This is a genomic window from Desulfomarina profundi (assembly GCF_019703855.1).
Lineage (GTDB): Bacteria > Desulfobacterota > Desulfobulbia > Desulfobulbales > Desulfocapsaceae > Desulfomarina > Desulfomarina profundi.
Genome location: NZ_AP024086.1, coordinates 1,124,544 through 1,139,124, shown reverse-complemented (window position 1 = coordinate 1,139,124; position 14,581 = coordinate 1,124,544). Strand labels below are relative to the sequence as shown.

Annotated in this window: 13 protein-coding genes; 11 read left to right on the top strand and 2 right to left on the bottom strand. The window is 44.7% G+C overall.

Annotated elements, in window-relative coordinates; genetic code table 11:
* Nucleotides 1-16 precede the first annotated feature (16 nt).
* Genes pdxA through LO777_RS05275 form a run of 4 tightly spaced genes read left to right on the top strand, consistent with a single transcriptional unit; the run spans nt 17 to nt 4,289 of the window.
* Nucleotides 17-1,036, top strand: a complete 1,020-nt coding sequence (gene pdxA, locus LO777_RS05290; RefSeq protein ID WP_228856500.1) for a 4-hydroxythreonine-4-phosphate dehydrogenase PdxA — start codon at nt 17-19, stop codon at nt 1,034-1,036.
* Entirely contained in the window at nt 1,026-1,781 is a 756-nt protein-coding gene (tmk, locus tag LO777_RS05285) for a dTMP kinase (protein ID WP_228856499.1), read from the top strand. The genes pdxA and tmk overlap by 11 nt, the downstream gene beginning before the upstream one ends.
* Nucleotides 1,778-3,478 (top strand): tetratricopeptide repeat protein, encoded by a 1,701-nt coding sequence (locus tag LO777_RS05280; RefSeq protein WP_228856498.1) that lies wholly within the window; start codon nt 1,778-1,780, stop codon nt 3,476-3,478. Before tmk ends, LO777_RS05280 begins: the two co-directional genes overlap by 4 nt.
* The gene (locus LO777_RS05275) at nt 3,471-4,289 is read left to right on the top strand and encodes a DUF4292 domain-containing protein (protein WP_228856497.1); all 819 of its coding nucleotides are present in this window, start codon (nt 3,471-3,473) and stop codon (nt 4,287-4,289) included. The genes LO777_RS05280 and LO777_RS05275 overlap by 8 nt, the downstream gene beginning before the upstream one ends.
* Here the strand turns inward: LO777_RS05275 and LO777_RS05270 are convergent.
* On the bottom strand, nt 4,279-5,313 hold the full coding sequence (locus tag LO777_RS05270) for an AMIN domain-containing protein (RefSeq protein WP_228856496.1): 1,035 nt from the start codon (nt 5,311-5,313) through the stop codon (nt 4,279-4,281). The genes LO777_RS05275 and LO777_RS05270 overlap by 11 nt on opposite strands.
* Nucleotides 5,314-5,584: 271 nt before the next feature.
* Here LO777_RS05270 and LO777_RS05265 point away from each other — a divergent pair, with 271 nt between their 5' ends.
* The 5 genes from LO777_RS05265 to LO777_RS05245 all read left to right on the top strand — a co-directional run bounded on the left by LO777_RS05265 (nt 5,585) and on the right by LO777_RS05245 (nt 11,788).
* Nucleotides 5,585-8,116: a TIGR03960 family B12-binding radical SAM protein gene (locus LO777_RS05265; protein ID WP_228856495.1), complete on the top strand. Its 2,532-nt coding sequence runs from the start codon at nt 5,585-5,587 to the stop codon at nt 8,114-8,116.
* A gap of 22 nt (nt 8,117-8,138) precedes the next feature.
* A complete protein-coding gene (locus LO777_RS05260; RefSeq protein ID WP_228856494.1) occupies nt 8,139-9,368 on the top strand; it encodes a D-alanyl-D-alanine carboxypeptidase/D-alanyl-D-alanine-endopeptidase in 1,230 nt (409 codons plus the stop codon).
* Nucleotides 9,368-9,676, top strand: a complete 309-nt coding sequence (locus LO777_RS05255) for a hypothetical protein (RefSeq protein WP_228856493.1) — start codon at nt 9,368-9,370, stop codon at nt 9,674-9,676. Before LO777_RS05260 ends, LO777_RS05255 begins: the two co-directional genes overlap by 1 nt.
* Before the next feature lie 379 nt (nt 9,677-10,055).
* Nucleotides 10,056-11,012: an MBL fold metallo-hydrolase gene (locus LO777_RS05250; RefSeq protein ID WP_228856492.1), complete on the top strand. Its 957-nt coding sequence runs from the start codon at nt 10,056-10,058 to the stop codon at nt 11,010-11,012.
* 353 nt (nt 11,013-11,365) lie between these two features.
* Nucleotides 11,366-11,788, top strand: a complete 423-nt coding sequence (locus LO777_RS05245) for a DUF2231 domain-containing protein (RefSeq protein ID WP_228856491.1) — start codon at nt 11,366-11,368, stop codon at nt 11,786-11,788.
* A 33-nt stretch (nt 11,789-11,821) separates the two neighbouring features.
* Here the strand turns inward: LO777_RS05245 and LO777_RS05240 are convergent, their stop codons facing one another.
* On the bottom strand, nt 11,822-12,442 hold the full coding sequence (locus tag LO777_RS05240; protein WP_228856490.1) for a LysE family translocator: 621 nt from the start codon (nt 12,440-12,442) through the stop codon (nt 11,822-11,824).
* A gap of 253 nt (nt 12,443-12,695) precedes the next feature.
* On the opposite strand from LO777_RS05240, the gene LO777_RS05235 reads away from it, so the two are divergent.
* Both LO777_RS05235 and LO777_RS05230 read left to right on the top strand, forming a co-directional pair.
* A complete protein-coding gene (locus tag LO777_RS05235) occupies nt 12,696-12,902 on the top strand; it encodes a hypothetical protein (RefSeq protein WP_228856489.1) in 207 nt (68 codons plus the stop codon).
* A 362-nt stretch (nt 12,903-13,264) separates the two neighbouring features.
* Nucleotides 13,265-14,494: an exonuclease SbcCD subunit D C-terminal domain-containing protein gene (locus LO777_RS05230; RefSeq protein ID WP_228856488.1), complete on the top strand. Its 1,230-nt coding sequence runs from the start codon at nt 13,265-13,267 to the stop codon at nt 14,492-14,494.
* Nucleotides 14,495-14,581: the final 87 nt, after the last annotated feature.

The following is a 14,581-nucleotide window of genomic DNA, read 5'->3' as shown; positions in this document are numbered from 1 at the left end:
GGCAGGTAGAAATATTATGAACATCATTGGTATAACAATGGGCTGTCCCGCAGGAATAGGACCGGAAATTATTGTACGCTACTTTAAACAGCGCACTCCAGATTCCCGGTTCACCCCGATTGTCCTCGGTGACCCTGGCATTCTCCAGAGATGCTGTAACGAACTGGAATGCAGTCTACTGCCGTCCCTCTGGCAACCTGGTCTTGACATCCCTGAACGCGCTATCCCCGTATTGTCACTTTCACAACTTCCATCCGACACTCTTGAATGGGGCAAGCCCACACTGAATACTGCGAAGGCCATGGTTTCTTATATTGAAAAAGGTGTTGAACTTGTCCAGAATTCTCAACTTGATGCTATCTGCACCTGTCCCATCTCCAAGGACGCTTTGCAAAACGCCGGATACACCTATCCCGGTCATACTGAAATGCTTGCGGATCTTACCAGGTCACCCCGATATGCCATGATGATGGCAGGAAAAAGACTGAAGGTCACCCTGGTTACCATCCATTGCGCCTTGAAAGAGGTGACTGCTCTTCTTTCAATTCATGCTGTTTTAAAACTCATTCGCATAACCAACCTGTCATTAAAAAATGATTTTGGCATTGCTTCTCCCCGTATTGCTGTCGCCGGAGTCAACCCCCATGCCGGTGAAAACAGACTTTTCGGGGACGAAGAAGATCTGTTGATTCATCCTGCCATTCTCCAGGCCAGGGAAGAAGGTATTGACGTTAGCGGCCCTTTTCCTCCTGATACGATTTTTTTTACTGCGGCTGAGTATGGCACCTATGATACAATCATTTGTATGTATCATGATCAGGGGCTCATACCTTTCAAACTCCTTCATTTTCATGATGGTGTAAACGTAACCCTTGGTCTCAGTATTGTCCGCACATCGGTTGATCATGGAACTGCTTATGATATTGCCGGAAAAGGCATAGCCCGTTGCGACAGCCTCACGGAAGCTGTACAATTGGCTTCTGAAATCAGTTCCAACCGAAAAAAAAGGCTCTGCAACAACATCTATGAAACCTGATAAACCAGAACGGCTGGACAAGAATGCTCAACCATTTATGCCCTCCGGGTGCAATAAAACTGATATAAATCCGACAGCGACTGAAACACCTTCTGAGGAAGAATTTTCAGATCAGCATAAAGCGGCTAAAGGATTGCTCATCGTCTTTGAAGGAACAGACGGTACTGGCAAATCGACCCAGTTGCAACTCCTCTACACAGTTCTCCGTAATAAAAATCTCCCTGTTATTGCCACAAGGGAACCAACGAACGGACAGTACGGCCAGCTGATCAGAAAACTCTACACGAACCGAACGGAATCCAGTAGAGAAGAAGAACTTGAACTCTTCCTTGCTGATAGGCGCGAACATGTGAACGAATTGATTCAACCGGCACTTGACAGTGGCAAAATAATTCTCTGTGACAGGTATTTTCTTTCCACCGCCGCCTACCAGGGGGCTCTTGGTTTTGACCCTGAAGAGGTACTTGAACGTAACAGTTTTGCCCCTGATCCCGATCTGGCACTGCTTTTTCAGCTTCCTGCTCAACAGGGAATAGAGCGAATTATCTCTGGCAGAAAAGAAAAACCAAATGATTTTGAACAGTTGGAAAACTTACAAAAGACAGCCAGGATATTTGCCAACCTCAGAAGACCGTATATAAAAATTATTGATGCCGATGGTTCCATAGAAGAAGTCCACCGTCGAGTTCTCAACCATGTCTCCCTCCTGCTCTCCAGATCTCCCGACTTTCAGGAAAAACTATGAGCCGCCTGTATGCAACACTCATGCTTTTGTTCTGCATCCTCCTTGGATCCTGTACCTTTCCGCGCCCATCTACCGTCCAGCAACCGGAAGACGATAACACTGATCTTTCCTGCTCCTATTTCTACTTCCTGTGGGGATCCCATGCTGAAAGCAATGAGCAGTACAGGGAAGCTCTGGAAGCATACCAGAAGGCCCTCATCTGTGACAGGAGAGCCGATTATGTCAAACGTAAACTCCCTGTTCTTCTTCTGAAGATGGGTGAGACCGATAAGGCTATTGCCTGGCTTGAAAGGGAAATTGAAAAGAGTCCCGATGCCATACGACTCAAACTCTTTCTGGCCAATCTCTATGCCAGACAAAACAAGGCTGACAGGGCTATCCAGCTCTATAACGCCGTCCTGGAAATAGAGCCGGATAACGAAGATGTCCAGTTCCGTCTCGCCTTCCTTTACAGCTATAAAAAAGAGTACAGTATTGCAGAGGAAAAACTGCGACTTCTGCTGAAAAATAATGATGAACACTATTTTGCTCATTTTTACCTGGCCCGTACCCTGAAAAGAGAAGGTAAAATAAAGGAAGCCGCTAAAGAGTATGAAAAGGCCCTGGCCCTCAACTGGTCCAGAGAACTGGCCTTTGAAATTGGTCAGTTCTATGCGGAACAGAAACAGTATACCGACGCCCTCAGAATATACTCTTCCGTCAGCAGAAATGATCCCGACGATGAAAGAGCATCGCTCAGTCGCATCCAGGTTCTTCTCGATATGGGTCGCAACGACAAGGCTCTTACAGAATTAAAAGAGATTCGGAAACGAAGCAGGGATAAAACAAGAATCGATATCATCGCAGCCAAAATTCTGCTGCGAAAAAAAGATCTCTCGTCCGCAGAATCTCTTCTTCTTGACCTCGTCAACAAAACTGAAAAGCAGGAACCGCATTACCTGTTGGCAATGATTTATTTCCAGAATAAAAATTACAGCCTGGCCCTGCATCACCTGCAATCAATTGCACCCTCGAGTGTCATATTTGAAGAAGCCGTCTACCTGCAGACCCGCATCCTGCGAAAACTGAAAAAACCTGAAGATGCAATAAACCTGCTTGAAAAAAATATCGCTTCACCCAAGAGACGCAGCCCGCTTTTTTATGCCTTGCTTTCAGTTTTCTACCAGGGACAGAAAAAAAATAACAAGGCAATTTCCCTGCTCGATAAAGCTGTGCATATTTATCCCGAAAACCCTCAACTCTTTTTTGAATATGGCCTTCTGCTGGAGAAAAATGGTGCGCACAGTCAGGCAATGACCATTATGCAGAAAGTGATTGACCTGAAGCCGGACCATGCGGAAGCCTTGAATTTCATCGGCTATACCTGGGCAGACAACAATGTGCATCTGGAAAAAGCCCTGAAATATATTGAAAAAGCAGCACAATTAAAACCCGGCAACGGGTATATCATCGACAGCCTGGGCTGGGTCCATTACCGCCTCGGTAATTTTGAAAAAGCACGGCAGGAAATACTGAAAGCTCTGGAACTGGAGCCCCGGGACCCCCACATTTTCGAACACCTGGGAGACATCTACAGCTCCCTGAAACAGAATAAAATGGCTGTGAAGACCTGGAAAAAGGCTTATGAGATGTTCAAGGATGAAAAAAAACGTAACCTGGTCAAGCAAAAAATCAGGGCTTTTGAAAGCGGTGAGTAATTATAGCAAAACGTCTGTTTTATTATGCCTTTTCTGGCTTCTGGCCTCGGGGTGTGCCTATCACCCATGGACAGCCCCCATTGAAGACGAGGACAACCAAAAGGCCACGCAGCTCCTCCAGGCACTCGATCAGAAAAGCAACTTTTGTGAACAGCCCATTGATGGTGATATTTCCATATTTTACAAGAATCTCTTTAATAAAGAGCTGATATCAGGTTATTTCCAGCTGTATTATCCATCCTCCCTTAAATTTATCGTCACCAATCCCTTTGGCCAGACACTGCTGGCCTTTGCAGTTACTGAAAGAAGATTTCAGCTGATCAACACTTTTGAAAGAAGATATATCAAAGGCAATACTTACTCCTACGGCATGCTGCACAATATCCCATCAATACTGACCCAGGGCACATGGAATGAATGGTTGCGGGGAACAGTGCACCTCCCCGAAGGAGATATTATTGACCTGAGAAATGATGCAAAAAAAAGAGGTGTGTGGATTACAATACGGAGGAAGAAAAGAGATCATACTGCGGCTAAAGGACTGACACATTTTCTGGTTGATCCTGAAAAAACTCTTCTTCTTTCACGTATCCTGGAAAACGCTCGGGGTAAAGTGGTCGGCGAAATTCACTATGGCAATTGGAAAACAGTCAGCGGTTGCGCGCAACCATATACAATCAGGGTAAGCGGACTTGAATATTCAACGGAAATTGATTTAAAACTGAGCAATATAGCTGTTGCCGACGATCTAACAGAAAAAGACTTCCATCTCAAGGCACCGGCAGGCTATGTGCGCCAGATCATTCCGTAGCGCCCTTCTCTTTATTTTTTTTCCCGCCACTGACTATTTCCGGAGGCAGTTCATTGACGATCAGGACAAAAAGATTGTCATTTTTAAAAAACACCTGCTGCAGATCGTAATCCCTGTCCGGAGCCAGATCAAGAACAACCTCAATCTTATCTGTACTTCCCTGATTGGTGGTGGTGATTTTCTCAACATATTTTCCGTTGGCAGAAATTGCCCTGTTCACATCCGGCCCCAACTCCATGTCCATGAAATCACAGATTACCCTGGGTGTTTCCTTTTCCATCGCGGAGACAGAGGGAGGATAAAAATCATTGAGACGAAAAATGACCATCTCGCCCTTGTTGGATGAATCATCAAAGGAAATTTCCAGTAACCTGGCTTTATTTTCCTCGATATCTTTTCCGATTTCCGGAGCAGTGATAGATTTTTTATCTGCCTCCCCCGCCACTGAAGGTCGTTTTGCTGCAACCTGGTTTACATTTGCTTTTTGTGGAGGAGCCTTCCGGTCCTGCAATACCGGCTTGTCCGCAAAGACCGGTGGAACTGCCCTTTCCTGTTTCTCAATCTTCATTTTGACAACAGTGGACTGAGGATCTGCTGTTTTTGTTTCTTTTCTGAGCAAGGTAAGTAACAATGTCTTATCTTCTTCAGAAAATGATTTTTCGTACCGGATCTTATTCTTTTTTACGAGATCAATCACAACCCGTGTTTTCCGAATCGGTTCAGTATGAGCACCAATGCGTATGGCATTGGCAAAGATACCGTTTTCCACGGGAATAACATTCTTCCCCCTGTAGACAACATTTGGAAAATCTATCACAATTCTGGGATTATCCCCATGCAACTGAAAAATTTTTGCTGATATGGTAGCACCGAGTTTAAAAACAACAGTCTCTCTGTCATTGGTCAGGGGATTGTAGGATATGGATTGAAGAGCGACCGTATCACTTTCTCCGGCACTGCAGAGTGGGGTCGAAAAAAAATACATACAAACAAAAAGAGGCAGAAGAAGGGAAAAATACTTCATAAGAAAATCCTTTTTATATATTAAAACGCCTGGTTATACGCATTCTTTTCTTTAAGCTTTCTGATTACATCATCCCGGCTTGAAAAGTCAACCAAATTCCAGTAAATGAAGGGGCTGGCCAGAAAGAAACCCGACTCTGTACGGGACTCATCAAGGTGAAACGGGCATTTCTTCAACCAGGCCGAAGTTCATGGGTGATCGAAAAAAGAAAACTCCCATACAATCAAGACTGCAAACCTTGAATTAAACAATCCTCAACCGGATTTTATCAATGATAAACAAGAAAATACTTCCATATGTTTCCAAACCCGGTCGCTACCTGGGACATGAATACAATTCCACCATAAAACCATGGGATACCGTCATGACCCGCTGTGCCCTCATCTTTCCGGATTTATATGAAATTGGAATGTCTCATCAGGGATTGCAGATACTTTACCACATACTTAACGGTAATGACAAGTTTCTGGCCGAGCGATGCTACTGTCCGGATACCGATGTGGAAAAACTCATAAGGGAGAAAAATGAGACTCTTACAACCCTTGAATCCTCCCATCCACTGATTGATTTTGACCTGCTTGGGTTCACCCTGCCATATGAACTCTGTTATACCAATATCCTGACGGTGCTGGATCTTGCAGGCGTGCCGTTTTTAGCCGCAGAAAGGGATGACACCCAACCCATTATCCTGGCCGGTGGGGCCGGGGCCCTGAACCCGGAACCGGTGGCTGATTTTTTTGATGCCATCCTCCTGGGTGATGGAGAAGAAGCTGTTCTGGAGATAGCCGAAATCATAGGCAATACACCAGGCAATCAAAGAGAGCGAAAAAAACTGCTGGAACAGCTGGGAAAAATTAAAGGGGTCTATATCCCGTCTCATTTTAAACCGGTTTACGACAAGGCTGGACACACAGTGGAAATCCAGCACCGTTCAGATTCACAGTCACACATTTCACGACGGATCATCCCCAATCTTGATCGTATTGATCATCTCAAGAACCCCATCGTCCCCAACGCCAGGATTGTCCATGACAGACTGGGAATCGAAGTTGCACGTGGCTGCACCAGGGGATGCCGTTTTTGTCAGGCCGGGATCATCTACAGACCGGTTCGGGAACGTACACCTCAACAGATCAGGGAGCTGGCCATGGCCGGTATTGAAGACTCCGGCTTTGAGGAGCTGGCACTCCTGTCCCTTTCAACTGGGGATTACTCCTGCCTGGAGCAGACATTACCGGAACTGATGAACAGGTTCGCCGACAATTTCACCTCTGTCTCCATGCCTTCCATGCGTGTGGGTACTCTCACACAACCTATCATGGATCAGATCAAACGGGTCAGGAAAACAGGTTTCACCCTGGCCCCTGAAGCAGGAAGTGAGCGGTTACGCCGGGTCATCAATAAAGGCATAACCGAGGAAGATCTTCTCTCGACCTGTAGAGAGGCTTTTGGTTTGGGCTGGAAACTTGTTAAGCTCTATTTCATGATCGGACTGCCGACTGAAACAAAAAAAGATCATGAAGAGATAGTGGAACTCGTAAAAAAGGCCAAACTTGAACGGGACCAGGGTACAGCCAGAGGAAAAAAACAGATCAATGTCAGTGTCGGTACTTTTGTTCCAAAACCCCACACCCCGTTCCAGTGGGAAAGACAACTGTCCATGGAAGAAAGCTACTCCACCCTTAAAAAATTGAAAAGTGACTTGAAACTCAAGGGTGTCAATCTCAAGTATCACAATCCTGAACTCAGTTTTCTGGAAGGTGTTTTTTCCAGGGGAGACAGGCGCCTGGGTCGCCTGATCGTTACGGCCTGGCACGACGGAGCAAGGCTTGACGGCTGGACAGAGTATTTTCAGCTCAGGACCTGGCAGGAAGCGGCACAGAAATGTCACCTTGATCTGGAAGATTACCTCCGTCCCCGGTCGATGGATGAGACTCTTCCCTGGCAACACCTCCATTCCGGAGTTGATCTTGACTTTCTGAAAAACGAGTATGAAAAAGCCCTTACCGAATCATATACACCTGACTGCAGATATCACAGCTGCCAGAAATGTGGCCTTTGTGATTTCAAAACCATCCTGCCGATTGTCCACAACAGGTCAAAAAAACAGCAGGAATCAGGCCTGCCACTGTCTACCGATCAGGATTACAAAAAAAACGACAGCCACTACAGGTATATTGTCCACTACTCTAAAAGAGGGGAAATTTGTTTTCTCGGCCATCTGGAGATTCTCCAGGTCATTTTCAGAGCCCTTCGACGGGCAAATATCAAAACCCATTACAGTAAGGGGTTCAACCCTTCTCCCAAGATTTCCTTTGGACCGGCACTGGCTGTGGGCACAGAAAGCCTGGCTGAATTCTTTATTATGGACCTTACCACTCCCCTTTCAGACAGAAAAACTGTTATTAAAAAACTCAACGACAAGCTTCCACAGGGTCTTGAAGTGACAACCGTGGAAAAACATCCCGGAAAAATAGCGCAGGAAATTCTGACATCCTATATAATGGTGTTGCACAGTCCCCTGAGTGACAAGGAAAAAACAAGAATAACCGATTTTTCTGAGAGTCGTTCATTTTCCATACAGAGGAGCAGAAAGGGGAAAACAACTTCCCTCGACGTCCGTCCCCTGGTAAGAAAACTCCGGTGCACAAAACCTGACACCATTGAACTGGAAACGGTTTCAATTGCCTCCAGACCTGGTATTAAACCTGTTGAAATTCTAACCCACATTATTGGTGTTAACAAAAAAAGGGCATTGGAGACGGCAATTCTCAAAACCGGTTGGAGGACAATGAACCATTAAAATCAATTTTAGAATATTTCAGATGTGTTCCCCGGCAGGAACATGGAGAATTCCGCTTCTCCTGGTTTTTCTTCTGGGAAGCTGTTCTTTGTCTTATGGGCATCCTCCATGGGTTAACAATCTCATTCGAAATGGTGGATATGGTGTCGCCCATGGCGTGAATATTTCCGGGTTCAGGGAAAACGATCCCTTCATCCCCGCTTCGACTCTGAAAATTCTCACTTCGCTCGCGGCCCTTGAAACTTTGGGGGATAATTACCGCTTCAAAACAGATTTCTTTCTGGACAATCACAAAGTCCTTTTTATCAGAGGATGGGGTGATCCGTTTCTCATATCGGAAGAAATTGAGCGAATCTGCAGAAAACTTGTCGACCTCGGGCTCAGAGATATCACCTCAATTGTCCTTGATGACAGTGCCTTCAACCTGGCAACCCCCACTGACGGCAGCGAAGGTTCCAACAACCCTTATGATGCTCCGAATTCTGCTCTGGCTGTTAACTTCAACAGCCTGCCGGTTTTTATCTCTGCAAACGGATCTGTCGTCAGTGGAGAACAACAGACGCCCAATCTACCGATTATGCAGAATATACGAGGAAATCTCTCTGCCGGAATTCATCGCATTAATGTTGATACGCTTGCAGGCATGACCCGGAATCCACCCTCACTCCAGTACACAGGAGAACTTTTCGCAGCCATGCTCAAAAAATCCGGCGTTCAGGTCGGAAACAAAATTTACGCGGGAAAATTTCCCGCCATTGATAATGAAAAGATTCTTTACATCCACGTCTCCTCAAAAGCCTTAGTTGATATCGTACGATCCTGCCTGAAGTTCTCTAATAATTTTATAGCAAACCAGCTTTTTCTTACATGCGGTGCAGCAGCCTATGGCTATCCGGCCAACTGGCAGAAATCCCACCGGTTTTTTCAAAACTATGCCCGAAACACCCTCGGCCTGACGCCAGATGCATTCAACATAATAGAAGGTTCCGGTCTTTCCAGAAAGAACAGAATCACCCCCGATGCAATGCTGAAGATCCTCAGACGGTTCTATCCCTATAGAACTCTCCTCAATGAAAAAGAGCATGTTTATATAAAAAGTGGTACTCTCACTGATGTTTTTTGTTATGCAGGGTATGTGAAAAATGGTCAGAAAAACAATCCATTTGTTCTGATGCTCAATCAAAAGGCAAACACAAGAAAACAAGTCCTTCAATATTTAAAACATTCTTTTCGGCCACGGAAAAATAATTAATGAAAAAACGATTCTTTCTTTTTCAGGACAAAATTGAAGAGCTTATTCTGGAAAAAAGAGCAACATTACAGGGAAACAGGCTAATCATCCTCAAGCACGATCTCAGGACCCCGGAACAGATATACAAACTTATTCCGGCGGTAAAAGTTCTGCACTGCGAAACATCCCGAATTGATCCATATAAACTTGTGGGTAAATTCATTCCTTCTCAGATATTATCGAACAATGGGGTTGACCTCCTTCTCAACTCTTTTACCTATAAAAATCAATCGTACCGGATTGATATTGGTTTTTTGACAGATTTATAACTCAACTCCCATTGCTCATGACCATTGTGTTAATTTTTATCTGTTTTTTTCATTCACAAAGATAGCCAGGCAAACAAAAACTCCGAGAACTCTGAATATGACACTGCTTGAACTCATGAGAAATGCTGGCTAACCCGCATTTTTCATCAGTTCAGGCGGCGTCAGCTACAAAATTTTCAAGAGTAAATAATAGTGGCCTATATTTACTGTTGAAATATTGCAGAAGATGGCGTCGCCTGGGCTGACCTTGGGTGAACATTGTGTCAATTTTGTTCGACTACTGATAGTTGGCTAATTATTTGTATTCTACAGCTCATCTCAAAATTGACACAATGTTCATGAGAAATGCGGGCTAAAGTGCAGGATTCAGGTTTATTTCATGCAGAACAGAAACACAAGCCGTACATCATTTCTGAAATGGCTTAAAATGCGCCTGAAAGAGGGGCGATATCCCGGTATCAATCCTCTGGACCTGCAGAAAATAGTCGTAAAACCAGACAGGAAGTTGATTTTCTCTCCAGCTGATCAACCACGTGCGACCTGGATAGGTCATGCAACGGTCTTGATCCAATATGGTCAAATCAATATTCTTACCGACCCCCATTTCACTGCCTGGCCTGCCCCCGTTGACTTTTTCATTCCAACAAGGCACACCAGACCGGCTCTATCTTATGAAGAACTGGTTGATATCGATTTTATCGTCATTTCACACAACCACTACGATCATCTCGACCATCGCACAGTAAAACTGTTCGGCAATTCTGTTACCTGGTTCGTCCCATGGGGGCTGAAGAGATGGTTTAAAAAACAGGGCATTGATTCGTGCAACATTGTGGAATCCGAATGGTGGCAGTCACATACTTACAATAAAGATGTGACGGTTACATTCACCCCTGCTGTTCACTGGTCCAAAAGAACACCTTGGGACACCAACAAAAGCTTATGGGGATCCTGGTCAATCAGGATAATGGATTTCACCTGCTGGTTTGGCGGTGATACCGCGTATGATTCCATGTTATTTAAAGAAATCGGCCAACGGACAGGACCATATGATCTGGCCCTTATCCCCATCGGCGCTTACGGGCCGAGATATTTTATGTTATCTCAGCACGTGGATCCAGCCCAGGCTATTCTTATTCATAGAGATATCATATCGAAATTATCCATTCCAATTCATTGGGGGACTTTCCAACTGACCCATGAACCATTTTTTGAACCACCACGACTTTTAAAAACAATTCTCAAATCTGAAAAATATGAGAAAACACAATTCTTTCCGATCAGAATTGGAGAAACAGTAACAATTCAACCTGGAGGAGGCGACTCCTCTTTTTAATGTCCCCCGTATTCATGGCATTCGATAGTGATGAAACATGCTCTTTTTGAAAAGCATGGATCGTGAGAATCTCAATTGCAATGATGCAATTACACAAACAATGATTACTATTACCAAAAAGATGTTCTATATCCCATTTTAGAAATGAAGGTATGGTACCAGGAGCTTGTTCGAGAATAGGCATTTTGTTCAAAATTGAAGATTTATCAAAAATACCACAGGCATATGATTGATATTCCGAGGATATTTTTCTGATAAATCTGAAGAGTTTGGGCGAAAGACCATTCTCGGACAGTCTCCCAGCTGAGCTGTAGTGAAACAAGAACCGATATATCAATGAACTGGAGAAGCTTATGGTTGAAAGCATTTATGGATTTCTGGCAAAAGTTGGTTTTACGCATCCACTGCATCCCATGCTCACCCACGTTCCCATGGGAATGATTATTGGCATGGTTACCTTCGCGTTTCTCGGTCTGATCTGGAAAAACAGCCACTTTAACCAGACCGCCTTTTATTGCTCCGTTCTTGCTTTTCTTGGCGTCTTTCCAGTAATTGGGGCAGGTCTGCTGGACTGGCTTCAGTTCATGGAAGGGGAATGGAATACATTCATCATAATCAAAATGGTTCTTGGAACCACGTTGATTGTCCTTCTTGGAACTTCTATTATTTTTAAAAGAAAAGGAAAAGAACCAAGAACAATTTTTCTGATCTACATTCTCTGCCTGGCATGTGCAGGCGGACTAGGATATTCAGGTGGGGAACTTGTTTACGGATAGTTCGCGGAGCATGTGAAACAACGCTGACAAAACTCAGTCATGGAAGGCCAGGTAGATGCCTGCTCCGGCAATAATTGTTCCAGCACCCCGGTTCATCCTCTTGACAGATGAGGGAGACCTGAGAAGTTTTCCAGCCGATCCGGCACAGAAAGCCACAAGCATGAGACCGCTCATCAGTGCAACTATGGTCAGTAGAGAAGCTAAAAGAACATCTCGGCCACCAAGACTTGTCAGATCAATAAAAGTTGGAAGAAACGCAATATAAAAAAGGATCACCTTGGGATTGGATGAGGATATCAGAAATCCCTGCAGAACACCGGCCCATGCCTTTTTTCCCGTTTTCTTATGGGACATGGATTGTCCGTCTTCCGAAGGAGCAAACCATAATTTCAGCCCGAGATAAACCAGGTAAACAGCCCCTGCATATCTGATAGCCATAAAAATTTCTTCATACCGCTCGGCGACTATCGCCAACCCGAAACATGCAAAAACCAGATATATCACATCACCCAGAGCCATACCGAACGCCATTCCTCTGCAGGACCGCCACCCAAATGCCAGGGCCCTGCCTGTCAGGGCAAACGTTCCCGGTCCGGGAGTTATGGCAAAAAGAAAAATAGCTGTAAAAAAGGTCAACGCACTCTCCGGTGACATACCGCCTCCAATTCATAACAGTTCCTTACTGAAAGATTACCAAAACCTGACTTGGCAGGTAAATCTTTACAAGCTATCATCGGCTGGACAGTTTTATTTTGAACCTTATCCCGGTTATGGAACACTCATTAATAACTGCCTGAGCAGAAAAAACTTGGTCAGGAAATTTTTTAATTATTTTTACTCCAATTCGGTCTCCAGGATATGAGTCATAAAACAATCATGTCCGGTCATTTTTACTACAAAATCGCCTATGTGTAAAGTACCCCATACAGAACTGGCAACCACGAAAAAAGACTTCACAACTGTCTGTTGCTTCTGCAACAAGGTCTTAACCGCCCATGGAGAGTGGACAATACCGGCAACACCCCTGCATCTCGACTCAAGTGACACTTTAAGTCATACCTTCTGCCCCGACTGTGTAAAAAAACACTATCCTTTTGCCGTCTCCGAAGGCTGATCCCCATTTCTCCTCCTGTCAACCACCCTGAGATGGTTACGCAGCCTGGCTTTTTTTTTCATTCCTTCCAATTCTCATTTTCTTTTTGAACTGGTGTGGTACAGTTTTATTTTCAAACAGTTCGAGTAAAATATTTTGATTAAATACCCAATTCAGCTTGACACATAAAAGCCTTTTTTTCATGGGTTATCAGAGTTTAGAACACAGAGTTGAGAACAGACCGGCATTGCTGGCCCCAATGGTTCTGCCATTTATGCCCTATGGGTGTTTATACCCTCTTGGTATTTATGCTCTTTGAGTACAAAATCTGACTGGGGCGAATAACCTCAAAAAGCTGGATTTTCAGATAAAGACAACAGGACATGAAACTGCTGCACACTTCCGACTGGCACCTGGGATGCCATCTCTATGGAAAAAAACGGATTGATGAGCATGAACACTTTCTTAACTGGCTCCATGGGGTCATCGAAGAACAATCTATAGATATTCTCTGTATTGCCGGAGATATCTTTGACACGACTACTCCCAGTAATCGGGCCCAGTCTCTCTATTTCAGGTTTCTCAGAAAAATACTCTTTACCTCATGCAGCCACGTCATCATCATTGGAGGCAATCACGACTCCCCCACTCTTCTTGAAGCACCGGGCGAATTGCTCCGTTCTCTTGATATTCATGTCATCGGCAGTAAAACAGAGCTCCCGGAAAAAGAAGTTTTGCTGCTGAAAAATGAAAATGAAACACCCCTGGCCATTGTCTGCGCCGTGCCCTATCTACGGGATCGTGATGTCAGACAATCTCGCCCGGGGGAAGAAAGTGTAGAAAAGGAACACTTGCTTCTGGAAGGTATTCGCAACCATTTCAGAGAAGTAATCAACCATGCAGGCTCAGTACAGAAAAAACTTGAGCAACCGGTACCTGTAATTGTTATGGGCCATCTTTTTATGGCGGGTGGTAAAACATTTGACGGTGATGGAACCCGGGACCTGTACGTGGGCGGTCTTGGCCGTATTTGCTGTGATATCTTTCCTGAAATCGTAAACTATGCGGCACTGGGCCATCTGCACACGCCACAGGTTGCAGGGCAGAATCCCCTTTTTCGCTACTGCGGCAGTCCTCTTCAGATGAGCTTCAAGGAAGCCGAAAATCAAAAACAAGTTCTGCTGGTTGAATTTGATCACAAGGTAAAAGAGATAACACCCCTCATCGTTCCATGTTTCAGGGAACTTGTTTCTCTTCAGGGGGATATTGAAGAGATCAAGGCCTCCCTTACCCGACTGCTGGAAACAGGCAGTAATGCCCGTGTGGAGATTCTCTATACCGGCAATAATGCTGCCGCTGACCTCTCCCACCTTTTCAATGAAACAATACAATCATCCGATATGGAGATCCTGAGAACAGTCAATACAACAGCTGTAAAGAATATTCTCCTCCCTGCTGCACCCAGGGAAACTCTTGAAGAACTGTCGGAAAATGATGTTTTTAGACGGTGCCTTGATACCAATCAAATTGAGGGAAATGACCGAAACGAACTGATCAGACGCTTCAATGAAGTTTTAACGGATCTGGGCGAAGCCGATAAAAACGCAGAATGAGACACTGGCCTCAAAGAGCAAATCTTTCATGCTCTTTATGTATTTATGTTCCCGGGATAATAATGGTGCCGTTCCACTGCACTGTTT